Here is a 24,313-nt window from a genome sequence, read left to right on the forward strand (position 1 = left end):
TGCCTCACATCCGGAAGACGCCGTAACCGACCGGTTCCAGCGGTGCGTGTCGCGCCGCGGCCAGGGCGAGCCCGAGCACGGTACGGGTGTCGACGGGGTCGATGATCCCGTCGTCCCATAGCCGGGCGGTGGAGTGGTAGGGGTTGCCCTCACGCTCGTACTGTTCGCGGATGGGGGCCTTGAACTCCTCTTCGGCCTCGGCGTCCCACTCCTCGCCGCGCGCGGCCATCTGGTCGCGGCGCACGGTCGCCAGGACCGAGGCGGCCTGCTCGCCCCCCATCACCGAGATCCGGGCGTTGGGCCACATCCACAGGAACCGGGGGGAGTAGGCCCGGCCGCACATGCTGTAGTTCCCGGCTCCGAAGGAGCCCCCGATGACCACCGTGAACTTGGGGACCCGCGCGCAGGCGACGGCGGTGACCATCTTCGCGCCGTGCTTGGCGATACCACCGGCCTCGTAGTCGCGGCCGACCATGAAACCGGAGATGTTCTGCAGGAAGACCAGCGGGATGGAACGGCGGTCGCACAGTTCGATGAAGTGCGCGCCCTTGAGCGCGGACTCGGAGAACAGGATGCCGTTGTTGGCGACGATGCCGACGGGGTGGCCGTGGATGTGGGCGAAGCCGGTCACCAGCGTCGTCCCGTACTCCGCCTTGAATTCGGTGAACTCGCTGGCGTCGACGACGCGCGCGATCACCTCGCGGACGTCGTAGGGGGTGCGCGTGTCGGCGGGGATCACCCCGTACAGCTCCTCGGGATCGGCCGCAGGAGGGCGCGCGGGGAGCTGTTCCCAGGCGGGCGCGGGGCGCGGACCGAGGGTGGAGACGATCCGCCGGACGATCTCCAGCGCGTGCGCGTCGTCCTCGGCCAGGTGGTCGGCGACTCCGGAGACGCGCGTGTGCAGGTCGCCGCCGCCCAGCTCCTCGGCCGTGACCACCTCGCCGGTGGCGGCCTTGACCAGGGGAGGACCGCCGAGGAAGATCGTCCCCTGGTCGCGGACGATGACGGCCTCGTCGCTCATGGCGGGGACGTAGGCGCCGCCGGCCGTGCACGAGCCGAGCACGGCCGCGATCTGGGCGATGCCCAGCCGGGACATGGTGGCCTGGTTGTAGAAGATCCGTCCGAAGTGCTCGCGGTCGGGGAACACCTCGTCCTGCATCGGGAGGAACGCGCCGCCGGAGTCGGCCAGGTAGACGCACGGCAGGTGGTTGTGCAGGGCCACCTCCTGGGCGCGCAGGTGCTTTTTGACCGTCATCGGGTAGTAGCTGCCGCCCTTGACGGTGGCGTCGTTGGCGACCACCACGACCTCGCGGCCCTGGATGCGGCCCACCCCGGTGATGATGCCGGCGGCGGGAGCGTCGTGGCTGTCGGCCCCGTACATGCCGAAGGCGGCCAGGGGGGAGAGTTCGAGGAAGGGCGATCCGGGGTCCAGGAGCGCGTCCACGCGGTCGCGCGGCAGGAGCTTGCCGCGCTCGACGTGGCGGGCGCGGGCCTTCTCCGGCCCGCCGGCCGCGGCCGTCGTGATCCGCTCCCGTAGTTCGGCCGCCAGCGCGCGGTTGACCTCGGCGTTGGCCTGGAAGGCCGCGCCGGTGGTGTCGACCGCCGAGGTGAGCACGGGTGCCCTGCTCATGGGTTCCCCTCTGGTCGCGAGATGTTAATGACCGCTAACATGGTCGATGTTAATGATCGTTAACAGCCGTGTCCAGGGTCACGGTAGGGGGAGGATCCCCGAGGCGGGAGGGACGATGGCCATCGACCACGTTGGGGCCGGCCGGACCGGTCGCCGTGACGCGATCCTGCGCGCCGCCGCCGACCTGTTCGCCGCGCGGGGCTTCCACGGGGTCTCCATCGAGGAGCTGGGGCGCGCGGTCGGCACCAGCGGCCCCGCCCTGTACCGGCACTTCCCCGGCAAGGAGGCCCTGCTGGCCGCCATGCTGCTGGACATCAGCGAGCGCCTGGCCGCCGACGGCGCCGCCCACGTCGCCGCGGCCCACTCGCCCGAGGACGCCCTGGACCGGCTGCTGCGCGGCCACATCGCCTTCGCGCTGGGCGAGCCCGCCCTCATCACCGTCCACGATCGCGAACTGGGCAACGTGCCCGAGCCGCAACGGCGGCGGGTCCGCCGGCTCCAACGGGGCTACGTCGAACAGTGGGTCGACGTCCTCGCCCGGCTGCGCCCCGGCGTCTCCGCGGAAGAGCTGCGCGCCGCCGTGCACGCGACCTTCGGCCTGCTCAACTCCACCCCGCACAGCGCCGGCCGCCTCCCCTCCGGCCGCATGGCCGACCTGCTCCTGGCCATGGGACGCGCCGCGCTGCTCGCCTCCGCGCGCCCCGGGGGATGACCCGCGCCCACCCTCCCGGGCGCGATCGCGTCACGTTTGAGTGGTGGGCGCCAGGGCAGCGGAGCCGTGAACCTGAACCGCCCGGCGCCCGTGGCACAGGGCGCGGATGACGCCGGGCCGTCTTCGAGGGGGAGTGGTTCGACGATGGCACGGCCTCGCATCGTGGTGGTCGGAGCCGGTTTCGCGGGGCTGAACGCGCTGCGCCGGATGGAGCGGCGCATCCCCAAGGACGCGGCGGAACTGGTCCTCATCACACCCAACGACTACATGCTCTACCAGCCGTTGCTGCCCCAGGTCGCCTCCGGGCTGCTGACCCCGCAGTCGATCGCGGTTTCGCTGCACCGGCTGCTGCGCCGGACCAAGATGGTCCCCGGGGCCGCCATCGGTGTCGACACCAAGTCGCGCACCGTCGTGGCGCGCAAGATCTCCGGCGAGACCACCTACGTCCCCTACGACCGTTTGGTGCTTGTCCCGGGAAGCAACACCAGGGTCTTCGACATCCCCGGGCTCATCCAGCACGGACGGGGCAACAAGAACCTCGCCGAGGCCGTCTACCTGCGTGACCACGTGCTCGCCCAGCTCGAGCTGGCCAATGCCAGCGACGATCCGCAGGAACGCGAGGAACGTTGCACCTTCCTCGTCGTCGGTGGCGGTTACACCGGCGTCGAGACGGCGGCGTCACTGGAGCTGCTGTGCGAGGAGGCGTGCAAGCGCTACCCACGGCTGCGCGAGTCCATCAGCTGGCACCTCATCGACATCGCGCCCAGGCTGATGCCCGAGCTCGGCGAGAGCCTGGGCGACGCGGCGATGAACCTGCTCAGACAGCGCGGCGTGCAGGTGTCCCTGGGGGTGAGCGTCAAGGAGGCCACCGAGGACAAGGTCACGCTGACCGACGACCGCGTGCTGCCCTGCCGCACCCTGATCTGGACCGCGGGCACCTCGCCCAGCCCCTTGATGGAGGCGACCGGCCTGGCCACGAACAAGGGCAAGCTCGTCGTGGGCGCGGACCTGGCCGTGCCCGGCAGCCCCGAGATCCTGGCCGCCGGCGACTCCGCCGCCGTCCCCGACCTGAGCAAGGACGAGGAGGGGGCGCTGTGCCCGCCCACCGCGCAGCACGCCATGCGGCAGGGGCACCTCCTCGCCGACAACGTCATCGCCTCGCTGCTGGGACAGCCCCTGCAGGAGTACCGGCACAAGGACCTGGGCCTGCTGGTCGACCTCAGCGGGCGCGACGCGGTGGCCCGTCCCCTGGGCAAGGAGATCACGGGTCTTCCGGCGCTGGGCATCACCCGCGCCTACCACCTGTACGCGCTGCCCTCGGGACCCGGCCGGGCACGGGTCGCGACCAACTGGGCGATCCGGGCCCTGCTCGGCGGTGAGGTGTCGCGGCTGGGCTTCCTCAACCGCAAGATCGACACCCTGGTCGATCCGGAGGAGACGTCGCAGTACCTGGACCAGGACCAGGTGCGCCAGCAGGTGGAGATGGCGCGCGGAGCGGTATGACCGCCCATCGCCACGCCGCGGGGTGGACGCAAGTGCGCGTCCACCCCGCGGCGCGCGGGGGAGGGGAGAGGATCAGGCGACGATCTCGTAACCGGCCTCGGCGACGGCCGCGTCGAGCTGCTCGCGGGACAGCGGCCCCTCGCTGTCGACGGTGACCCGCCCGCTCTCCAGGTCGACGTCCACGGACGTCACACCCGGCAGGGCGCCGACCTCCTCCTTCACGGACGCGACGCAGTGCCCGCAGGTCATGCCGCTGACGGTGATCGTGGTGCTGGTAGCCATGGCGTTCCCGTTTCCGTAGTGTGACGACGTGTCAGAGGTCAGGAGCGGACCAACCGGGCGATGGCCTCCGACGCCTCGCGCACCTTCTCCTCGGCCTCGTCGCCGCCATTGGCGACGGCGTGGGCGACGCAGTGCTTGAGGTGCTCATCCAGCAGTGACAGCGCGAACGAGCGCAGTGCCTTGTTCACCGCCGACGTCTGGGTGAGGATGTCGATGCAGTAGGAGTCGTCCTCGACCATCCGTTGCAGCCCACGGACCTGGCCCTCGATCCGGCGCAGCCGGTTGAGATGCTTCTGCTTGTTGTCGTGGTAGCCGTAGGTGGCCATGCCGGCGTCCCCCTGGGTCCTCTGTGCTTCCTCGGCCAATGATACCCCCTCTGGGTATTTCCAGCGGTGTGCTCCGGGCCCCCGGTGCGTGACCGGCCGGCGCGCGTGGCCGCGGCGCGGGGCACGGGAGGGAGCCGTCTCCCTCCGAGTATCGACGCTGATGGGCGTTGTCCGGCAAACAGGGCGAGAGCGGGCGCGGGGAAAGGAACCGGTCCGGCGTGGGTCAGGGGCGCAGACCAAGGCGCCGCAGCTCCAGGTCGGCCAGCCGGGCGATCGTGCGGGCGTCCCCGGTCCGCCAGGCCCCCACGGGGTCGGAGTGGATCTTGAGGAGCCGGCCCGGGGGGACCGAGCCGAGCGCGCGCAACGCCAGCAGTTCGCCGCGGGCCTCCGGAGACATCGCGCGCAGCCGCCGGGCGCCCCCGGCCCGCACGACCCAACGTGCCCGCAGTGGAAGCCAGGTCGCCAGCACGAACAGCAGGGGGATCACCGCGGTCAGCAGCGCCACCACCAGCGCCAGATCGGCGACCGTCTCCTGGAAGCGCTGTCCCGCCTCGCTCAACGCCTCGCCGGAGGTTCCCACGCTGGTGAACGGCTCGCTCAGGGTGTCGCCGATCAGCGGGATCTCGCCGGCGCGTTCCGCGGCCTCGCCCATGTGCGCGCTCAACCCCCCGCCGGCGTCCTCCATCAGCTCCCCCGGCCGGGCCAGACCGCTGAGGGTCTCGTGGAGGGACACCGCCGCCCAGACCCAGCCGGCGATCCAGGCCAGCGCGAGTGTGTCGCTGAGGAACTGGAGGAAGAAGCGCAGGGGGCGGTCCGCATAGAACTTCATCGTGTGCTCCAGGGCGGCGTTGGGGAGGCGGGACGCGCCGTGACGCGCTCCACCGGACGGCGGCTGTCGTCCGGCGGGCCGGGACCTTCCCTCGGTGTGAGCGAGTTAACCTGATCCGTCCCGATAGGTGGTGATGTCTCACCCTTGGTGACCTCGGTCGATGCTTGCCAACCAGGGGGATCGGCACGGAACATGGATCACATGAGCGACGTCAGCAACCGCGACGAGGACATCATCCGGCGCATCGGTGAGCTCGTCACCGAGGAACGCGACCTGAGGGAGCAGCACGAACACCGGCTCACCCCCATGGAACGCCAGCGCATCCGCGACCTGGAGGCCGCGCTCGACCAGTGCTGGGACCTCCTGCGCCAGCGTCGCGCCCAGGAGGAGTTCGGCAAGGACCCCGACACCGCCCAGGTCCGCCCCGCGGCCCAGGTCGAGGAGTACCGGCAGTAGACAGCGGAACCCCGCGCCCCGTCCCGACGTCGAAACAGGCGGTGCGGGATCCTCCCGCGCCCTTCGAGGACGGGAGGACACGTGCTGGAGGTACTCACCGGGACCGGGCTGGCCTCGGCGGCCGGGCTCAACGCCTACGTGCCGTTGCTGGCCGTCGGCCTGCTCGCTCGCTATACCGACCTGCTCCCACTGTCCTCGGGCTGGCAGTGGCTGGAACACCCGGTCGTGCTCGCCGTCTTCGGCCTGCTGCTGGTCGTGGAGATCGTCGCCGACAAGATCCCGGCGGTGGACAGCATCAACGACCTCCTCCAGACGTTCGTGCGCCCCGCCTCGGGCGGCGTCACCTTCGGGGCCGGAGTCTCCGCGGTCACCCCCGGCGACATCGCCGCCGCGGGGGAGGGCTCGTGGTGGCCGGTGCTCTCGGGCATTCTCATCGCCCTGGCCTTCCACGGCCTCAAAGCCCTCGCCCGGCCGGTCCTCAACACGGTCACCGTGGGCGTCGGCGCGCCGGTCGCCAGCACCGCCGAGGACATCGCCAGCGTCGTGCTCGCCCTGCTCGCCGTCGTGGTGCCGATCCTGCTGCTCGTGATCCTGCCGCTGTTCGCCGTTCTCGCGGTGGCGGTCTGGCGGGCCCGTCGCAGACGCGGCGGGGGACGCCGGGCCGGGGAACAGGCAGGACTCACGGGACCGTAGAGTGCAGGACGTGCTTCACAACGCGATCGAACGGCCAGGCGAGATCTCCCACATCGTCTGGGACTGGAACGGCACCCTCCTCAACGACAACCACGCCAACCTCGCCGCGGTCAACCGCGTCTGCGCGGAGTTCGGCCGTGACCCCGTGGACCTGGAGTACTGGCGGGCGAAGTTCCGCCGTCCCCTCCTGGCCTGCTACGAGGAACTGCTGGGGCGGCCCTTCACCGAAGCCGAGTGGGAGCGCGTCAACACCGCCTACGACAGCCACTACCTGGATCTGCTGCCCTCCTGCGACCTGGCCGAGGGGGTGATCGACGTGCTGACGTCATGGCCGGCGACCGGACGCACGCAGTCGCTGCTGTCCATGGCGGGCCACGACCACCTCGTCCCCCTCATCGCGGAGCGGGGGCTGAGCGACCACTTCACCCGCATCGACGGGCGTCGCCGCGACACCGTCCACGACTCCAAGGCCGAACACCTGGTGGAGCACCTGCGCGTCCAGGACATCGACCCCGCGACGGTCGTGCTGATCGGCGACATCGACGACGACGGTCACGCCGCGGTCGAGGCGGGCACCCGCGCGATCCTGGTCGCCTCGGGCCTGATGAGCCGCGACCGCCTGGAGGCCACCGGCCACCCGGTGGTCGACTCCGTCACCGAGGCCGTGGCCCTGCTGCGCGGCTGACCTCCTCCCGGCCCCGACCGTCCACCCGTCGCGATGCGCAGCCGCCAAGGGCGCGGCCGGTCGCGCGGGTCCGCGCGGCCAAAGGGCCGCCCGCGAAGACGGCGCGCCGACGCCGACACGGCAGAGGGGCGGTGCCTATGGCACCGCCCCTCTGCTCGTCGTGGGACGGACGCGGCGCGCCCCCACCCGGGCTAGGCCAGGGCGACCTTGCGGGCGGCCTCGAAACGCTGCTGGACGTCGGCCCAGTTGACGACGTTCCAGAAGGCCTTGACGTAGTCGGCCTTGACGTTCTTGTACTGGAGGTAGAAGGCGTGCTCCCACATGTCGAGCATCAGCAGCGGGTAGGAACCCGCGGCCAGGTTGCCCTGGTGGTCGTAGAGCTGCTCGATGATGAGCTTCTGGCCGAGGATGTCCCAGGCGAGGATGGCCCAGCCCGAACCCTGGATGCCGGTGGCGACCGCGTTGAACTGCGCACGGAACTTGTCGAAGGAGCCGAACGCGTCGTCGATCGCGGCACCCAGCTCGCCCTCGGGCTTGTCGCCACCGTCCGGCGACAGGTTCGGCCAGAAGACGGTGTGGTTGACGTGACCGGCCAGGTTGAACGCGAGGTTCTTCTGGAGCAGGTTGACCTTGCTCAGGTCGTCCTTGTCACGCGCCTCCGCGAGCCCCTCCAGCGCGTCGTTGGCGCCCTTGACGTAGGCCGCGTGGTGCTTGTCGTGGTGCAGCTCCATGATCTGACCGGAGATCCACGGCTCAAGCGCGCTGTAGTCGTAAGGCAGCTCGGGAAGCGAATAGGGCGCGGACATCTACGCACCTTCCTCTGACACGGTTGTGGCTCTGACACGCGAATCGATCGCTTGGGAAAAGCTATCAGCAGGTGCCCCGGCGGACCGGTGTTGCCCTCATGACAGCCGTTGTGGGGAATAACCCGCACCCTGCGCCCTACCCGGCACCGGGCCTCCCATGCGGCGACCGCTCCCGTCCCCACGCGGTCAGGTCGGCGACCAGGGCCGCGCGCACCGGGGGGCACTCCTCCTCGACGACCACGCCGGCCGCCCGCATCACCTCGGGCAGGGCCGGATCCCACGGGCAGGCGGCACCTCCCGGCCCCAGTGGGGGCAGGCGATCGGGGTCGAGCCCGGCCAGGGCCGCGGCGTGGTCGGCGGCCGACATCCGCCACGGACGGGCGCCGGGAAGCCGCAGCACCCGCGTGGCGATGTGCAGGCCGGCCCAGTCGAAGTCGCCGTGGTAGCGCAACCTCGCCCCGGACTCCGCCAGCAGCCGCAGCCAGTCCAAGGCCAGGGTCGAGAACTGTCCGCCGACGCAGACGAGCGGGCAGCGCGCCCCCGCCCGCGCGGCGTACTCCAGGACGAGGGGGTTCTCGCACACGGCGACCACCGTCCCGGGGGTGATCAGGGCGGGCAGTCCCCGGGCGACGCGCAGGTCGTCGCGGTCCAGGTGCAGGGCGTGCCCCAGCCGGACGCGCTCGCCCAGGTTGCGCGCCCAGGGGTGGTCCCCGGTGAAGAGCAGGCCACGAGCGGACACCGTGGTGGTGGGGGAGCCGGTGGACACCCCGCAGCGCTCCCACAGGGTCCGCACGTCCTCCGCCCGATCGCTCCAGGACCGCCCGTGGGCGAACGCGGCGGCGCGCAGCACCAACGTCGCCAAGGGGGCGCGCCGCTCCTCCAGCCCGTGGGAGCCGCCCCTCGCCTCGGCGTGGGCGAGCTCGGCCAGGCCCAGGACGGACTCGGCCGGCCGGTCCGGATCCAGGTGGATCCGGGCGAGCACGTCACAGGCGTGGCGGGCGAGCCGGACCCGCTCCGCCGCCGTCTCCTCGGTCAGCCCGCGGGTCAACCAGTCCAGCCACTCCGACGTCCAGGCGGCACCGGCCAGGCCGGTGCGTTCCAACTCGCCGAGAAAGCGTTCGCGCACCCGGGCGGCCCGTTCCCGCCTGACCCGCTTCTGCGCGGGGCGATGGACCAGCGGGGCGCCGCCGGTGTGCTCCGCGATCAGGTCGGCCAGGTCCACGCCGTGCTCGTCGCGCAGCTTCCGGGCCAGCGCGGTCAGGTCCACCCGCACCTGAGCGGGCCGTTCGTCGCGGCCGCGCTCGGCACCGGGGAGCTGCTGGACCACCCCACGGGTCTCGGCGGTGACCGAAACCCCGACCTTCGAGGGGCGGCCGTCCGGGTCGATGCCGGCCCGCCTGCCCTCGACGTGTCGGCGCGCCCGGGTCCAAAACTCCGCGAGTTCGGCCTTGGCGTAGAAGGCGCGCAGGTAGGCGGGCAGCCGCTCGACGGGGGCCGCGGGGGCGCGCCCGGCATCTCCGGCCGGTGGCGCGCCGCTCACGCCGCGCGCTCGAATCCGCTGCCGTTCCACGTCGTGCGGGCGCACGCCACCCCCCAGGCGCCCTTGCGCTTGAGGATGTCGTAGATGTGCATCCGGTCGATCTTCGGCGACACGCCATACCCCGAGGGCCAGGTGATCGCCCAGTCCATGTCGAGGTCCACCAGCAGCTCCAGTAGGCGGGCGATCGTCGGATCGTCCAGTCGCTCGAACGCCTCGTCCAGCAGCACCAGGCGCAGCGGCCCCTCCAGCTCGGTCTCCAGCGCGTCGTAGAACGCGGCGCTGGCCGCGAACAGGGTCACATAGGACACCAGGCGTGTCTCCCCGGAGGAGAGCTGGCGGATCCGACGGTCGCGCGGCTGGCCGTCCGGCCCGGTGTCGTGGATGCGCACCCGGTAGGAGTACCAGCGCCGGTAGTCCAGGGCGCCGGCCAGCACCTCGGCGTAGCCACTGCTGCGCCCCTCGGCCCGGGTCGCGCGGATGCGGTCCATCAGGGCGCGGCGCAGCCGTTCGTTCTCCTCCGGCGTGCGCCGGGCGACGGACTTCTTGGCCAGCGCGAACGCCGAACGCTCGGCCGGATCCAGATCGGGGGCGGGCTCCCACGACAGTTCCACCCGCACGCCCTGGCTGGAGCGGGCGTTCTCCAGCACCGCGTTCATCCGGCGGGTCAGCGACTCGGCCGAACCGATCTGGCGGTGCAGTTCCTCGGCGACGTCGCCGAGCAGGTACTCCTCGAAGATCCGCTCCTCACGGCCGGTGAGGTTGTCCTCGGCGAGGGTCAGGCGTTCGGCGGTGCGCCGCGCGGTCGCCGCGACCGGCGCGGTTCCCGCCTCCTCGCTGACCGCCACGGTCAGCACCCCGCGGGTGCGGTCGGCCTGGACGTCGTGGGTTCCGGCCAGCGCGGTCTGCAACGTCTGGATCCGGCCGAGAAGGTCGCGTTCCAGGGCAGCGGGCTCGCCCGGAGGCGTCTCCCCCTCCAGGGCCGCCGCGATCGCGGCGCGCAACTCGGTCCGGTCGAACGGGGGCTCCTCCGCGCCGGTGGCGGCCTCCCACACACCGGGAACCTCAGCGGTGTCGGTCAGCGCGTCCTCGGCGTCGGCCACGTCGGCCTCGGCCCGGGCGTGCTCCTTCTCCGCGTTCTCCAGGCGTCCCTCGGCGTCGGCCAGGGCCTTGACCCGGTTCTCGACCCGCTCCTGGGCGCCGGGGGCCTTCGAACGCAGACGACGCCGCTCCTCCTCCAGCTGGCGGACCTCCTCCCCGACCTGGCCGGCGTCGCGGCCGAGGGTGGAGCGGAGCTTGGCCAGCGTGGCGTGGGCCTCGGCGTAGCCGCGATGGGCCTCGTGCGCCTGCGCCTCGGCCTGTTCCCGGGCCCGGGCGGCCCGCTCGTGGTCCTGCTGGGAGGCCGTCAGCGAGCGCAGCGCGTCGGGATGGTCACGGCGGAGGAGCTCCCCCATGCGTTCCAGCGCCTCGATCGCGCGGCGGGCGCGCTCGCACAGTTCGCGCAACCCCTCGGCGTCCTCGGTGACACCGAGCTCACCGCAGGCGCGCTGGTGCTCGGAGCGCTCGGCGCCCAACCGGGCCCGGGCCCGCGCGTGCTCGCCCTCCGCGCGCTCGGCCTCGTCGGCGGCGCGCCGCGCCGCCGAACGGCGGGCCTGCGCCTCGAAGTGGGCGCGCAGCACCTCGGCCACCTCCGGGAAGGAGTCCAGGCAGGACTGCCAGGCCCGCTCCAGCTCCTGGGCGGCCCGCAGCGACGCCGCGAACCCCTCCGCCTGTTCGGTCAGCGCGGTGAGTTCCGCCTCCACGGCGGCGATACGGCGGCGACGCGCCAGCTCCCGCGCGCCCGCGCCGATGTGCTCGGCCTCGGACTTGGTGTGGCGCCCGCTGAGAACCCCCGCCCGCCACCGGCCGTCACACCCCACGGAAGGACGCCCGTGCGCGTCGTGGTCCGCCCCGAGGAGGGGGACCGACTCCAGCAACCGCCCCACCAGCTCCTCGGAGACGGGACCGGCGGAGTCCGTCGCGGGCCGCAGCACATCGGCCAGATTGGGACCCTCCACCCGATCGCGTGGCCGCGCCCACACGTCGTCGCCCTCGGACTCGATCCCGCCGTCGGCCCGCACCCACGCGCTGAGCAGGCCCGAAGCGTGCAGGGCGGCCTCCAGGCCGGCCCGGTCCGGCTCCGGCAGGTCGGGGGCGAAGTCGACCAGACGGTAGAAGGGCGCGCCGTGGCGCGGATCGCGCGGCGCGGTGGTCAGCGCCGGCGGCGCGAGCTCCACTTCGACGGCCTCGCGCAACCGGCGCAGTTCCGCCTCCAAACGGCCGCGCTCGGCGTTGACCTGGGCCAGACGCTGCTCGGCGACCACGGCGGCGTGCTGGACGGCGCGCACCCGGGGTTGCAGCGCGGCGCGGGCCTCCCGCTGGGCGTCGCGGAAGCCCTCGGGGTCGGCGATCACCTCCGCCGGCTCGGGCGCCGCGGGCAGCTCGCCGGGCTCGGGCCGGTCGCCCGCGGGCGGTGCCTCCTCACGCCAGCGTCGGACGGCGTGCACCCACTGGTCGGCGACGGCGCGCAACCGCTCCTCGCCCTCCGCGACACGCCGCGCCGCGGACACCGCCTCCTCCGCCGCCGTCGCGGCGCGCTCGCCCAGCCGCTCCACCCGCTCCTCGGCCTCCACCACCTGCTCGGCCCGCGCGCGCAGGGCCGCCAGCACAGGCGCCCGCTCCGCCGCGGCGCGCGCCGCGGCATCAGCGCGTTCGCCGGTCTCCTGCGCCGCGCGTTCCAGCGCGGCGACGTCCAGGCGGGGAGGGAGTTCGCGGTGCAGCTCCTCGGGGCGGGCGTCGGGCTCGGGGGACAGCAGCGCCCGGACGGTCCCGCTCGCCCGCTCCAGGTCGGGCACCAGGCGGGGCAGGGCGCCCAACGTGGCCGGCAGACCGATGGCGCGCAGCTCCTCCCGCGCCCGCTCGGCCTGTGCCGCGACCCCCTCTCCCAGCCGTACCACGCTCGCCGCGGCCCGTCCGATGGCCGCGATCGACTGCTCCTCGGCGGCTCGCAGCTCCCGGGTGTGGCCCAGCGCGCTCTCGACGTGGCTGCGCCGGGAGTCGACGGTGGCGGCCTTGTCCTCCAGATCGCCCAGGGCGCCGTAGGCCGGGGACGCCTTGAGCGCGCTCAGCTCGGTCTCGACCTGCTCGGCGCGTTCGGTCAACGAGTCGCGGTCGAGCCGGGCCTGGACCAGCTCGGCCTCGCTGGCCGCCCGCTCGGTCTCGCGCCTGTCGCGGGCCCGCCGGGCCCGGCCCAACGCCTTCTCGGCGTCCTCCAGCCGGGCGGCGCGGTCGGCCAGGATGCCGCGGGCGTAGGCGCGGTAACCGGTCAGGAACTCCTGGAGCGCGGCGTCGGCCCGGCGCAGCCGGGCCACGTTGCGCCGCACCCCTTCGAGATTGTCCAGCCCGGCCGCGGTGCGCGCGATGACGTCGGGGTCGATCGGCGGCAGGGCGTCGGACAGCAGCTGCTCCAACTGCCCCTGGAGGACCTTCAGGCCGATGTCGGGGTTGCGCAGCGTGCGCTGGAGGTGCAGCAGGTCGGTGTAGCGGTTGCCTCCGGTGATGCCGTAGACCGCGGCGGCGACGCGCTCCTGGAACGCCTCCTGGCCGGCGACGACCGCGCTCTCCCCGATGTGCTCGCGCAACCGGGACTGGCTGATAGGGGTCTGCTGCTCCATGAGCGCGAAGTCCTTGTTCACCCGGGCCGGGGTGATGAACCGCCACGAGTCGCTGACCTGGCGGGACGAGGCGCTCGCCTTCACCCCGATCCCGCAGGTCAAGAACTCCTCCGTGCCGTCGGCGCGCACCCGGCGCAGCTCGATCCAGGCGTAACCGACCCGGGAGCGGCCCGCGGTGTAGTCGTCGAGCATGAGACGGCTCATGCTCACCGTGTCGAAGCCCTTGCACCCCATGTTGCGCAGATCCCCGTCCAGGCACAGCGGGAGCAGCAGCTCCAGGGTGCGCGACTTGCCCGAACCGTTGGTGCCCTTCAGGATCACCCGGCCACCGGACAGGTCGAACTCCTCCTCGGCGTACTGCCAGATGTTGACCACGCCACCGCGGTGCAGTCGCCAGCGTTCGCGAAGGTCGGCTCGGCCGTCCACGTCTTGATCCTCACGTCTCTCGGAAAAGGGATGGGGGCGAGGCCCCGCGGGGGCGCCGGTCGGCCGGCGCCCCGCTCACAGGGCGAAGAGCTGTTCTTGGCCGTCGGCTGCTCCCGGGTCGGGGAGCGCGACGGCGTCGGGCGCGGGGGCCGCCTCTTCGGCGTCGGGCATCGGGAGGTAACGCCCGGCCGCCGCGCTGACCACGACGAGCCCGCCGGGAGGCGACACGGCCAACCCGACCTCGGTCAGGGTCTCCAGCACCGAGGAGGCGAGCCGGTCGGTGTCGCGGACGGCGTCCTTGGACCAGGCCCGTGGATGGCGCGCCGCCAGATCGGCGACCACCGCGTCGAACCGCTCGCGCGTCACGGCCACGCCGTCACGGTCCACCTCCCCGCCCCGCCCCGGGGATTCCTCGCCGTGGTCGATGCCGGGGCGGGACCCCTCCTCCACCAGCTCGGCCGCCGCCAACAGGGCGATGCGGGCGAAGGTGCCCCCGCCGGGAAAGGCCCGGTCGGTGAGGTAGCCGTCGGGATCGACCGCGAGCACGCCCTCCGCGCGCGCCTCCAGCCGCATGCCCGTCAGCTCCTCCAGCAGGCGCGCCTCGGAACGCAGGTGGGTGCGTAGCCAGTCCCGTTCCTCGGGGGTCAGCGACGAACGCGCCACCACGGGGTCCTCGACCAGCCGGCGGCGTACCCGGTGACGGACGTCGGCGGACTCCGCGCCCGCGTGGGCCAGGGCCTCCGGTGAGGCGACCCGGGACAGGGGGACGGCCACGAGGTGGGCCAGCAGTTCCACGTCGACGGTGAGGAGCGCCTCCCGGGCGGCGTCGTCGGCCCACGGCGCGACGCTGCCGTCGGTCTCGGTGAGCACCCCCAGGTCGACCAGGTGACGCAGCGCCGCGGCGAGCGCCCGACGGTCGACGATCCCGGTGCCCAGGTCCAGGCCGGCCTCGGCGCCGGCCGCCCGCACGTCGGCGACCAGCCCCGACAGCAGGAGCTGGCCGCTGCCGCCGGTGAGCACCGCCAGCACCAGCGCCAGGTAGGCGTAGGCGCGCGGCGTGAGGGGCGCCCCGTTGGGTTTGCGCGCGCCGCGCACGCCGTCGGGTCGGCGCCCGGTCTTGTACAACCGGGCGAAGGACGGTTCGACCACCAACCGGTAGCCGAGGTAGGCGGTGAACAGGGTCTGTAACCGGTCGGCGTAGCGGCGCACCGTGCCCAGCGCCTCGCCGTCGGGTCCCTCCGCGCGAAGCAGGGGCCGCCGCAGCAGCACCCGCGCGCACCTGCGCACCTGGGCCGCCTCGATCGCGTCCAGGCCGTCCAACGCGGCGGTCTCGGCCGGGGCCAGGGTGGAGCGGGGGCTCATCGGATCGCCGCCGTGACGTCCAGGCGCACGTCCACCCCGTGCAGCTCCAACGTTCCCAGGACCGATCCCACGCGGGTGACGTGTCCCTGCGGGCGGGGCAGCAGGGTCAGCGTCAATCCGCTCACCGGATCGCCGGCCGCGCCCTGTTCGGCGGGGCCGTCGCGGCCGTCTCCGGCCAGCGCCAACAGCTCGCACAGCAGCTCCAGCGCCGGCCCCGACAGCCGGGCCCCGGCGAGGTCGTGGGCGGCCGCGGCCAGCTCGCCGACGGCGGCGGCGTGCCGTTGTTCCCGCCGGGCCGCCTCGGCGAGCAGGGCGGCGCGCCCCAGCGGATCGTCGCTCACCCGTGGGACCCGCCCCGCGGGCGGGCGCTCGGCGCGGGTGCGCAGGTTCACCTCGACCGGCACGCGTGGGCCCTCCCGCCAGGACAGGTCGGGGGCCGGGGTGTCGTCCTCCCCGGCGAGGCCCAGATGGCGGGAGGAGAAGAGCCCGAACGCCGCCGCGTACAGGTCGTGCGCCTGTTCGGGGGAGGAGGCGTCGAACCAACGGGCCAGGGTGAGCAGGTCCCGTCGCCGGCCGGGATCGACGCCGCCGGCCCCGGTGATCCGCTTGACGTTGGTGAGCAGCGCGGTGATGGCCCGGCTGGTCGCCTCGCGCAGCCCGTCGACCTCGGAGGGGCGGCCCGGCCGGCCCACGAACCAGTCGGTCAACCCGTCCCAGTCGGCCTCGCGGCGACCCGGCGCGCGCTCCAGCAACTCGGTCTGCCCGGCACGGGTGGCGCGCGGGGTGAGGTCGCCGGGGCCTCCGCCGAGCAGGTCGAGCAGGGAGGCCCGCTGCCGGTTCAGGGCGGTCAGGTGGGCGGTGATCGGCGCGGAGTGGCGCAGGACGTCCTTGACGATCAGCTCCACGTACTCCAGCAGCATGTGCTTGAACCCCGATGTCTCGGCGGGGTCGAGGTCGTAGCGGGCGATGACCGAGCCGAGGTAGGCGTAGAAGTCGCGGACCGCCGCGGCGAACTCGTCGTGTTGCAGGAACAGGGTGGTGACCTGCTGGGCCAGTCGCTCCCGCAGCGTCCGCGACACGGTGGGCGCCGGGCCGCGCTCGGCGGTGAGCACCTCCCCGAGCGTACGGCGGATCGCGGCGAGCCCTTCCTCGATCGCCGGGAGCAGTTCCCGCGACACCTCGCGCGCGCCCTCGGCGACGTCGAGCATCTCATCGACCTCGCGCTGTACGCGCATGGCGAGCTTGGCCACCTGGTAGCGGACGCGGCTACGGGTGAACTCGGCGATGGTCGCGGCCGGCTCGCGGCGGCCGGGGAGGAGGTTGCCCCAGCGGGCCAGCTGCTCCAGGCGGTCGACGACGGTGTCGGGGGCGGCCTCGCCGGGGTCGATCTCGCCACGCCGTTCGGCCTCCACCAGCGCGGCCGCGACCTCCCCGGCCCCCAGGTCGGCCAGCAGGGTCGAGGTGAACAACCGCATGATGGCGAGGTAGGTACGGCGCTCGGGCGCGCTGAGGTAGGCGTAGAGCCGCAGGCGGGACAGGTCACCGGCCGGGGGAGGGGGCGAGGGGGGTTCCTCCCGCGGGACCGAGGGGTGCGCGTGCGGGATGTCGTCGGCTTCGGTAGGCATGGCCTGCCCCAACTTAGTCCCTCGACGTCCCGGCCGAGGCCGTTCGGCCGGGACGGGCCGGGGCGGCCGAGGCTCAGGGGACCAGCAGTGTCAGGGTCTCGGCGACCAGGGCGGGACGCTCCACGCCCTCGATCTGGACCTCGTGCCGCATGGTCAACAGCAGTCCCTTGTCGGTCTCCTTGACCTCGGTCAGTTCGATGCCGTCGCGGACGCGCGATCCCACCGTGACGGGCTGAAGGAAACGCACCTTGTTCAGGCCGTAGTTGACGCCCATGGCGGGAGGAGTGTCCAGCTCGTAGACCTCCGGTCCGAACATCGGCAGCAGGGACAGGGACAGGAAGCCGTGGGCGATCGTGCTTCCGAAGGGGCCGCGCGCCGCGCGTTCGGGATCCACGTGGATCCACTGGTGGTCTCCGGTGGCCTCGGCGAAGGCGTCGATCCGTTCCTGGGTGACGACGTGCCAGTCGCTGTATCCGAGGTGCTGGCCACGGGCGGCGGCCAGGGCGGTGACGTCGGTGAACCTGCGCATGGGCCTTGCACTCCTTCGGGCCGTGGCCGGGGATCTGGACCGACCTTACCCCATACCGACTGACCGGTTTGTGTCGGGCGCCACGTAGGGAAGGCCGCGTCCCCGACAGCGCCGTCAGGACCCGGTGAGCTGGGTGATGCGTTGCGGGGACAGCCCCAGATAGTGCGAGATGTCGACCAGGGTGAGCCCGGCGGCGGTCAGCCCGGCCACCGCCTGCCGGGTCTTGGCCGTCGCACCGCGTAACGCCTCGTCGGCCTCGTGCAGGGCCCGGCGCGCCTCAAGCGCCAACCGGTCGAGCTCGTCGCTGACCCGGGGAAGCAGATCGATGTGCACCTGCTCCTCCGCCAACTCGGCCTGGCCCGCGATGTACTCGCGGGCCCGGGACTCGGCGTCGGCCAGCGTGGGCGACCACGTGACACCCACCCCGTCCACCCGTAGCTCCCACCCGTTCTCCCACTTGCGGGCGTGAACCTCGTACAGCGCCACCGAGGGCCTCCCTATCGAGTGCTCTGGGCCCCGATCATCCCGGAAAGTCCGCAACGGCGGCAAGAGTGCCGGGTCATTCACCCAAAGTGACCGTCGCGCCCAGCCCGTCCAGCACGACCCCGCCCCGATAGCCGATGGCCGACCGTGTCTCCACCAGGTAGAGCCGCTCGACCTCGGCCGGGTGCGCCACGGCGTCACCGACCGGGATCTCGGCCCGGCGCCACCCCGTCCAGTCGACCGTGGGCCCATGCAGGGACACCCGCCGTCCATCCGCGCCGATCACCGTCGCCGCCAGACGCGCGCCCATCCCGTCCCCCCGCACCCACGTCCACAGGCGGGTGGCGTGGCCTCCCAGGGGCAGGGGTGAGGGCGCCAGCGCGTAGGCCGCGCGGGTCCCGGTGGAACCCGTGAAGTCGTAGTCCAGGGCCAGCCCCGTACCGTCACGGCCCGCGACCGCCGCCACCGACGCCGTGGCGCGCACGGCCTCGGCCGACCACGACGCCGCGTCGTCGAAGGAGGCGAGCTCCCGCTCGGTCGTTCCCACCCGCACCGGCACGCTCACCCGCCGTCCGGCCGCCTCGAACCCGATGGAGGTCGTTGCCGCCGCGACGGTCGCCGTGACGGCGAAGGTCCCGTCCGCGCGTGAAACGACGCGGAGCAGTTCCGGATCGACATCGACGGTGACGTCCTCGGGTTCGATCGGCGCCCGGGTTCCGTCGGGCGCCACGCCGGTGAGGGCGAGCACCGCCGGGTTCGCGGGATCGGGCAGCGCCAGCGACGCCGGTGCGGCCTCCAGCAGTTGCGGGGGAGGAAGCACCTCCAGCGTCACCGCGCCCTCGACCCCCTCCGCGCGGGCGCTGACACGCGCGCTTCCCGGCGGCCCCGCGGTGAACGCGCCCCCCGAAACGCTTCCCGACGTCGCCTCCCACTCCGTGGCGGGGCGCCGTCCCGCCGCTTCCACCGGCCCGTAGGCCGCGTCGTGGGGAACGGCCTCCAGGCGCCGGAGAAGCCCGGAGAAGACCCGGTGGGGGTCGGCGTGGACGGGGGCGCCGGTCCGCGCCGGCACCAACGGGTCGATGCGCGGACGCACCCACAGGCCGCTCGCCCGGCCATCGCCCCGAGGAGCGTGGACGGCCAGGCCGTTGGGGACCGGGCGCTCTTCCTCGCCGGTGCGGTTGTGCCGGCGCAGGCCGGTGTCGCCGGGGGAACGCGCGAGCAGCGCGGCGGAGCCGCCGCCGTCCAGCTCCAGGGCGTCGTCGGCGCCGGCGGCCCGCATCCGTTCGCCCATCTCCCGCAGGGTCGCGCCGGGGCTATCGGTGTAGCGGCCGTCGGCCACGATCGCATACATCCGCCTGCCGTCGGCGGAGAAGCCGATCGCGGTGCGCGGATGCCGCGAGGTGTCGGCGATGTCGGCGACCACGCCGTCGCGCAGCAGCACGTGCCGCCCGCCGATCGCCAGGTGGGGGCGGACCCCCTCGGCCGTCAGCGTGTAGTCGACCTCGACCCGGTCCCCCGGCCGCAGGCCGCCGAGGCGGTCGGCAGCCTCCCCGCGGCCCAGGAGGACGGTGCCCCCCTCCGGCACCGTCCCCGCGCCGGCCGCCTCGCCGCTATGGGTCACCACGCCGTCCTCGACCAGCACCTCGCGGACCCGCCCGGCCCCCGGCACCGTGTCACCGCGCGGGTGCTCGCCCCAGGCCGGGGTGAAGACCCCCAGTCCGTCCACCGGGATCTCGTGGGCGTTGAGCCGATCCACTCCCAGGGCCGTCGAGGACGACACGGCCGCGCCGGAGAAGGAGACCGGGCCGATCCGGCCACGGCCCTCCGGCGCGACCAGAACGGCGTGGCCGTGTCCGGGGGAGGGGGACTTGACCACCTCGCCCCCGCGCGCGGCCGCGCCGAGAGGGGCGTCGGAGCCGCCGATGTCGAAGAAGTCCCCGTTGACGGCGGCGACCGCACCGGCCGCCGTCGCCCGCGCGTGCAACGAGCCGGTTCCCGCCACCCGGCCCCCGTCCAGGTAGCCCAGGCGGGGGCCGGCGGACAGGTCCACGCGCAGCATGGTGAAGCGTTGGCGGTGCGCGCCGGAACCGACCTCGCTGGAGACCAGCTCCACCCCGGGAGCGACGGGTTGTCGGCGCACCGTCTCGACCGGGGCCGCCATGGCCGGGGCGACGGGGGCGAGCAGGGCCGCCGGAGACAGGAGGGCGACGGCGAGGCACAGGGACGCGCGCACGGACACACGGACCTCCGTTCCGGCCATGGGGGCGGACATCAGCGGGGGAGCGGCCGGCCCGGCCGCCGCCAGGGCGGAACGTGGCCGTCCGTTCCCCTGGGGCGCCATCCCGCGCCACGCTCACTCACTCTGAGTGAGCATACGTGTACGTCCGATTAACGTCGACGTTGCGCGCGTTGACCTGTGGGCAACACCGCCTGCCTAGAGTCGCCAGGGTCGGGCCCGTCCCGCCCACGGGTCGTGGCGGGCCGCGAAGAGAGCGAGGAGCACCATGGTCCGTGCGGCCGGGGCGACCGGACGCCCCCTCCACGTCCCCGTCGTCGACCTGACGGGCTGGGAAGGCGGCTCCGTGCGGCGCCGGGCGGCCATCGCCGCCCGCGCCGACGGTGCGGCGCGCAGAAGCGGTTTCATGCAGATCACCGGGCACGGAATCCGGCCCGAGACGTTCCAAGGGCTGGCCGAGGCGATGGACGCGCTCTTCGACCGGCCGTCCTCGACCGACCCCGACACGTCTCTGCCTCCCGCGCCGGGAACGGGACGGGGCTACGGCCGCCCCGAAGGCGGTTGGGTGAGCCACGGGCCGGCCGAGCCCGACGGGACCGCGCGGACCTTCACCATCGGTACCCAGGCGGCCGACCACCCCGACCGGGCACTGCCCGACGACCTGTACCCGGCCAACGTCTGGCCGCCTGGGCTGCCCGGGGTCGAGCCCCGGACGATGGCGTGGTTCACCGAGGCCAGCCGGCTCGCGCGTCGCCTCACCGAGGTGTTCGCGGTCGCCCTGGACCTGCCCGACGCCTTCTTCCTCACCTACAGCGGGCACTCGCTGGACGTGCTGCGACTGTACGAGCACCCGGCGGCGTCGTCGGCCGAGGAATCCCCGACCGGCCCCGGAACAGTGCCTCCCGGACACACCGACTTCGGGATCCTCACCTTGCTGTGGGCCGAGGGAGGCGGACGGTTGCAGGCGCGCGACCGCGCCGGTGACTGGCACGACGTCCTGCCCCGTCCCGGCACCCTGCTCGTGGGGGTCGGAGACCTCCTGGCGCGCTGGACCAACGACCGCTGGACCTCGCCGGTGCACCGCGTCCTGCCGCCGGGGACGGCCGGCACGTCCGGGCGGCGCCGGGCGGCGGCCTTCTTCCACCACGGCGACTTCGACGCCCTGGTCACCCCGGTGCCCACCTGCGTCGAACGCGCCAATCCCGCGCGCTATGGGCCGGTGACGATCGCGGCGCACCTCGCAGAGAAGCGGGGACAGGCCCCGCCGGTCCCTCCGACGTCCCCCCTGGCGGGACCGCCGTCCTTCTCCCGCAGGACGGCGCGTGCCCGAGCGGTCGAGGGAGGCCGGCTGCCGACCCGCTGAACGGGGAGGGGAGCCGGCGCGCCGTCCTCAGCCGGTGAGGGTCAGGCTCGTGACGGCCATGGCGCGGATCGCGCCGGGGTCCACCTCGTGGCCCAGGCCGGGACGGGTCAACGGAACCGGAACGATGCCGTCATGGGCCCGGACCGGTGGTGTCACCACGTCACGCGAGAAACGCCCCCCGGCCCCCGGCATCTCGGTGGGCAGGGTCACCCCGCGCAGCGACGCCAGCGCGACGATGGCGGCCCGCCCCACCCCGGTCTCGTGGTCGCTGCCGCACCACACCTGCCAGCCGGCGTCCACCGCGCGGTCGTGGGCCCGCCGCGCGGGGGTGAGCCCGCCCATGGCGGACATGCTCAGGTGGAGCGCGCTCGCGGCCTCGGTCCGGATCGCCTCGTCGAGGCGGTCCAGTGAACCGGCGGGGCAGCGGATGGCGACGGGGGTGCGCAGGTCCCGGCGCAGCCGGGCGTGGGCGGCCAGATCATCGGAGGCGAACGGCTGCTCGACGGCGAGGAGCCCGTAGTCGTCCAGGGCGCGCAGCGTCGCGAGGTGGTCGGGATCCTCGCTGTAGCGGCCACCGGCGTCGACCTGCAACGCCAGGTAGGGGAAGGCCGCCTGCACCGCCCGCACCACCTCGATGTCCCAGCCCGGTTCGATTTCGAGCCTGATGCGCTTGAAACCACTGCCGACCTGCCGGTTCACCTCGTGCACCAGAGCTTCGAGGGACGGCTGCCGGGCCAAGGTGACCCCGGCGGTCACGGCGGTGCGGGTACCACCGAGCGCGTGGGAGAGCGGTGTGTCGCGTTGCCGGCTCCACAGGTCCCAGCAGGCCACGTCCAGGCCGCACCGCACCGCGGGATCGGCCGGCAGGCCCGCCCACGCGTGCTCGACATCGGTGGGACGCTGCCAGGAGTGGCGCAGCAGCGCGGGGGCGAACTCCTCGACCAACGCCCGCCACCCGGCCGATCCGGGGATCTCGCCCCACCCGGTGACGCCGGAGGCGTCGGCGACCCGGACCAGGACGTGATCGGCGTAGCGGGGCCGCTCGCCCACGCCCCGGTTACGGGGCTTGGGCTGGACGAGAGGCAGCCGCAGCAGCGTCGCGTCGATCGTCGCGACGCGGGTGAGCGTCGCGGGTTCGGTGCGTGACACGCGGGTTCCGCCTCCCAGGAGCGATGTCGGACAGGGACGCGACGAACGCCCCATCTCGACGTTATCCCCTCAGACCCGGGCCGACCACCGGTCCGAGCGCAGATGTGGGATCGCTCGCGTTCACGCCCGCCCCCGTTTGGTCGCCGCGAAGATCAGCCCCATGCGCAACTCGCCGCGCCGCGCGCCGCCGAACCGATCGCGCAGCGCCGCCTCGACACGGTCCAGTTGCGTGTCGCTGAGCGCCAGGCGGGTGTCGCTGTGATGCCAGGCCAAGACGGCCCTGCCCCCGGGGCGCAGCACGCGATGGAGTTCGCCGACGCCCGCGTCCAGGTCCGGCCACATCGCGACGGTGTTGACCGAGACGACGACGTCGACGTCGCCGCTGGCGACACCGGTGTGGGCCGCGTCGGCCCGGTACAGCCGCACCCTGCCACGCCGCACCGCAGCGGCGTTGCGACGCAGCGCCATCCGCACCATCTCCGGCGAGGGGTCGATGCCGGTGACGGTCACCTCGGGTGACCGGGCCAGCGCCTGGACCAGGACACCCGGGCCGGTACCGATCTCCAGGACGTGATCGCCCGGACGCACCCCCAGCGAATTGGCGATCTCGATGTTTTGCGCCCGGTTGGTCCAGGCCAGCACCACTCCGGCGAGAAACCCCGGCAGTCCTCGGGGAAGCGCGAACGGATTGGACCCCGGGGGCTGACCCGTCCAGAGATCTCGATGCGTCATGGTGTCTCTCCTCCAGCAGGGAGACTTCCCGTCACGGAGGGTGTTCACGCCTGTCGCCGCGTGGTACCGCGCAAGGGCGCGGACCTTTCACTCCTTGAGGACCTCGGCGACGTCGCGCGAGGACAGTCCGTGCGCCTGGGCGACCGCCGCGTTGGTGAGTTCGCCGTCGAAGGTGTTCAACCCCAGGGCGAGGGCCGGATCCTCCGTCAGGGCCCGCCGCCACCCCTTGTCGGCCAGGGCCACCGCGTAACGCAGGGTGTCCTTGGTCAGGGCGTGGGTGGAGGTGTTGGGGACCGCGCCCGGCATGTTGGCCACGCAGTAGAAGACGGTGTCGTGGACCGCGAAGGTGGGATCGTCATGGGTGGTGGGGCGGCTGTCGGCGAAGCAGCCCCCCTGGTCGATGGCGATGTCGACGAGCACCGCCCCCGGACGCATGCGCGCGACCAGGTCGTTGCCCACGAGCTTGGGGGCCTTCGCGCCGGGCACCAGCACCGCGCCGATGACGAGATCGGACTCGACCACGGCACGCTCAAGCTCATAGGCGTTGGAGGTCACGGTGCGCACCCGCCCCCGGTAGAGCGCGTCCGCCCGGCGCAGCTTGTCGATGTCCAGGTCCAACAGCGTGACGTCGGCGCCCATGCCGACCGCGATGCGGGTGGCGCTCATCCCCGACACGCCGGCGCCCAGAACGGTGACCCTCGCCGGGGGGACGCCGGGCACACCGCCCATGAGCATCCCCCGCCCGCCGTTGGGGCGCTGCAGCGTGGCCGCGCCGACCTGCGGCGCGAGCCGGCCCGCGACCTCCGACATCGGGGCCAGCAACGGCAGCGAGCGGTCGGGGAGCTGGACGGTCTCATAGGCGATTCCGGTGACCCCCCGCTCCAGCAGGGCGTCGGTACAGGGGCGGGAGGCGGCCAGATGGAGGTAGGTGAAGAGGGTCTGGCCCGGCCGCATCCGGTGGTACTCCTCGGCCACGGGCTCTTTGACCTTGAGGATCAGCTCGCCCTCGGCCCAGACCTCGTCGGCGTTGTCGACAATCGCGGCTCCGGCCGCGACATACTCGTCGTCGGAGATGGACGAACCGGCCCCGGCATCGCGCTCGATGACGACCTGGTGTCCCCGCCCGACCAGTTCGTGGACGCCGGCGGGGGTGATGGCCACCCGGTACTCGTGGTTTTTGACCTCGCGGGGCACACCGATGCGCACGGTGCATCTCCTCCTCGTATCGCCTGTGAT

Annotated in this window: 21 protein-coding genes; 6 read left to right on the forward strand and 15 right to left on the reverse strand. The window is 73.4% G+C overall.

What is annotated here, in order from left to right; genetic code table 11:
* Positions 1–4: 4 nt before the first annotated feature.
* Positions 5–1,615, reverse strand: a complete 1,611-nt coding sequence (locus ACYVHU_RS01780; RefSeq protein WP_498947512.1) for a carboxyl transferase domain-containing protein — start codon at positions 1,613–1,615, stop codon at positions 5–7.
* A gap of 130 nt (positions 1,616–1,745) precedes the next feature.
* Between ACYVHU_RS01780 and ACYVHU_RS01785 the strand changes: the two genes are divergently transcribed.
* Both ACYVHU_RS01785 and ACYVHU_RS01790 read left to right on the forward strand, forming a co-directional pair.
* Positions 1,746–2,342 carry an SACE_7040 family transcriptional regulator gene (locus ACYVHU_RS01785; protein ID WP_078760359.1) on the forward strand — a complete coding sequence of 199 codons (597 nt, stop codon included), beginning with the start codon at positions 1,746–1,748 and terminating at the stop codon, positions 2,340–2,342.
* 144 nt (positions 2,343–2,486) lie between these two features.
* Positions 2,487–3,845, forward strand: a complete 1,359-nt coding sequence (locus tag ACYVHU_RS01790; RefSeq protein ID WP_078760360.1) for an NAD(P)/FAD-dependent oxidoreductase — start codon at positions 2,487–2,489, stop codon at positions 3,843–3,845.
* Between the two features lie 72 nt (positions 3,846–3,917).
* Here ACYVHU_RS01790 and ACYVHU_RS01795 read toward each other — a convergent pair whose 3' ends face one another.
* The 3 genes from ACYVHU_RS01795 to ACYVHU_RS01805 all read right to left on the reverse strand — a co-directional run bounded on the left by ACYVHU_RS01795 (position 3,918) and on the right by ACYVHU_RS01805 (position 5,282).
* Positions 3,918–4,127: a heavy-metal-associated domain-containing protein gene (locus ACYVHU_RS01795; RefSeq protein WP_078760361.1), complete on the reverse strand. Its 210-nt coding sequence runs from the start codon at positions 4,125–4,127 to the stop codon at positions 3,918–3,920.
* A gap of 38 nt (positions 4,128–4,165) precedes the next feature.
* On the reverse strand, positions 4,166–4,453 hold the full coding sequence (locus tag ACYVHU_RS01800; protein WP_078760362.1) for a metal-sensitive transcriptional regulator: 288 nt from the start codon (positions 4,451–4,453) through the stop codon (positions 4,166–4,168).
* A 223-nt stretch (positions 4,454–4,676) separates the two neighbouring features.
* The gene (locus tag ACYVHU_RS01805; RefSeq protein WP_078760363.1) at positions 4,677–5,282 is read right to left on the reverse strand and encodes a hypothetical protein; all 606 of its coding nucleotides are present in this window, start codon (positions 5,280–5,282) and stop codon (positions 4,677–4,679) included.
* A 201-nt stretch (positions 5,283–5,483) separates the two neighbouring features.
* Here ACYVHU_RS01805 and ACYVHU_RS01810 point away from each other — a divergent pair, with 201 nt between their 5' ends.
* The 3 genes from ACYVHU_RS01810 to ACYVHU_RS01820 all read left to right on the forward strand — a co-directional run bounded on the left by ACYVHU_RS01810 (position 5,484) and on the right by ACYVHU_RS01820 (position 7,116).
* On the forward strand, positions 5,484–5,738 hold the full coding sequence (locus ACYVHU_RS01810; protein ID WP_078760364.1) for a DUF2630 family protein: 255 nt from the start codon (positions 5,484–5,486) through the stop codon (positions 5,736–5,738).
* Between the two features lie 81 nt (positions 5,739–5,819).
* Entirely contained in the window at positions 5,820–6,431 is a 612-nt protein-coding gene (locus ACYVHU_RS01815) for a DUF4126 domain-containing protein (protein ID WP_498947388.1), read from the forward strand.
* A 10-nt stretch (positions 6,432–6,441) separates the two neighbouring features.
* The gene (locus ACYVHU_RS01820; RefSeq protein WP_078760546.1) at positions 6,442–7,116 is read left to right on the forward strand and encodes an HAD family hydrolase; all 675 of its coding nucleotides are present in this window, start codon (positions 6,442–6,444) and stop codon (positions 7,114–7,116) included.
* A gap of 191 nt (positions 7,117–7,307) precedes the next feature.
* Here the strand turns inward: ACYVHU_RS01820 and ACYVHU_RS01825 are convergent, their stop codons facing one another.
* From ACYVHU_RS01825 to ACYVHU_RS01860, 8 genes are all read right to left on the reverse strand, one after another.
* Complete coding sequence (locus ACYVHU_RS01825) at positions 7,308–7,922, reverse strand: superoxide dismutase (RefSeq protein ID WP_078760366.1); 615 nt, start codon at positions 7,920–7,922, stop codon at positions 7,308–7,310.
* A gap of 136 nt (positions 7,923–8,058) precedes the next feature.
* Positions 8,059–9,462, reverse strand: a complete 1,404-nt coding sequence (locus ACYVHU_RS01830; protein WP_498947389.1) for a DUF2399 domain-containing protein — start codon at positions 9,460–9,462, stop codon at positions 8,059–8,061.
* Complete coding sequence (locus ACYVHU_RS01835) at positions 9,459–13,598, reverse strand: TIGR02680 family protein (RefSeq protein ID WP_078760368.1); 4,140 nt, start codon at positions 13,596–13,598, stop codon at positions 9,459–9,461. The genes ACYVHU_RS01830 and ACYVHU_RS01835 overlap by 4 nt, the downstream gene beginning before the upstream one ends.
* Positions 13,599–13,673: 75 nt before the next feature.
* The gene (locus ACYVHU_RS01840) at positions 13,674–14,960 is read right to left on the reverse strand and encodes a TIGR02678 family protein (RefSeq protein WP_498947390.1); all 1,287 of its coding nucleotides are present in this window, start codon (positions 14,958–14,960) and stop codon (positions 13,674–13,676) included.
* Positions 14,957–16,585 (reverse strand): DUF2397 domain-containing protein, encoded by a 1,629-nt coding sequence (locus ACYVHU_RS01845; protein ID WP_078760370.1) that lies wholly within the window; start codon positions 16,583–16,585, stop codon positions 14,957–14,959. Before ACYVHU_RS01845 ends, ACYVHU_RS01840 begins: the two co-directional genes overlap by 4 nt.
* Positions 16,586–16,658: 73 nt before the next feature.
* Positions 16,659–17,114, reverse strand: a complete 456-nt coding sequence (locus ACYVHU_RS01850) for a MaoC family dehydratase (protein ID WP_498947391.1) — start codon at positions 17,112–17,114, stop codon at positions 16,659–16,661.
* Between the two features lie 114 nt (positions 17,115–17,228).
* Positions 17,229–17,600 carry a hypothetical protein gene (locus tag ACYVHU_RS01855; RefSeq protein ID WP_078760372.1) on the reverse strand — a complete coding sequence of 124 codons (372 nt, stop codon included), beginning with the start codon at positions 17,598–17,600 and terminating at the stop codon, positions 17,229–17,231.
* A 73-nt stretch (positions 17,601–17,673) separates the two neighbouring features.
* Positions 17,674–19,836 (reverse strand): phosphodiester glycosidase family protein, encoded by a 2,163-nt coding sequence (locus ACYVHU_RS01860; RefSeq protein WP_498947392.1) that lies wholly within the window; start codon positions 19,834–19,836, stop codon positions 17,674–17,676.
* A gap of 265 nt (positions 19,837–20,101) precedes the next feature.
* On the opposite strand from ACYVHU_RS01860, the gene ACYVHU_RS01865 reads away from it, so the two are divergent.
* Positions 20,102–21,196 carry an isopenicillin N synthase family dioxygenase gene (locus ACYVHU_RS01865; protein ID WP_078760374.1) on the forward strand — a complete coding sequence of 365 codons (1,095 nt, stop codon included), beginning with the start codon at positions 20,102–20,104 and terminating at the stop codon, positions 21,194–21,196.
* Between the two features lie 27 nt (positions 21,197–21,223).
* Here the strand turns inward: ACYVHU_RS01865 and ACYVHU_RS01870 are convergent, their stop codons facing one another.
* The 3 genes from ACYVHU_RS01870 to ald form a co-directional block, all read right to left on the reverse strand.
* A complete protein-coding gene (locus tag ACYVHU_RS01870) occupies positions 21,224–22,345 on the reverse strand; it encodes an enolase C-terminal domain-like protein (RefSeq protein WP_078760375.1) in 1,122 nt (373 codons plus the stop codon).
* Positions 22,346–22,465: 120 nt separating this feature from the next.
* Positions 22,466–23,077, reverse strand: coding sequence for a class I SAM-dependent methyltransferase (locus tag ACYVHU_RS01875; protein WP_078760376.1), 612 nt, complete (start codon positions 23,075–23,077; stop codon positions 22,466–22,468).
* 87 nt (positions 23,078–23,164) lie between these two features.
* Positions 23,165–24,283: an alanine dehydrogenase gene (ald, locus tag ACYVHU_RS01880; RefSeq protein ID WP_432936090.1), complete on the reverse strand. Its 1,119-nt coding sequence runs from the start codon at positions 24,281–24,283 to the stop codon at positions 23,165–23,167.
* Positions 24,284–24,313: the final 30 nt, after the last annotated feature.

The sequence above is a fragment of the Marinactinospora endophytica genome (assembly GCF_054780875.1).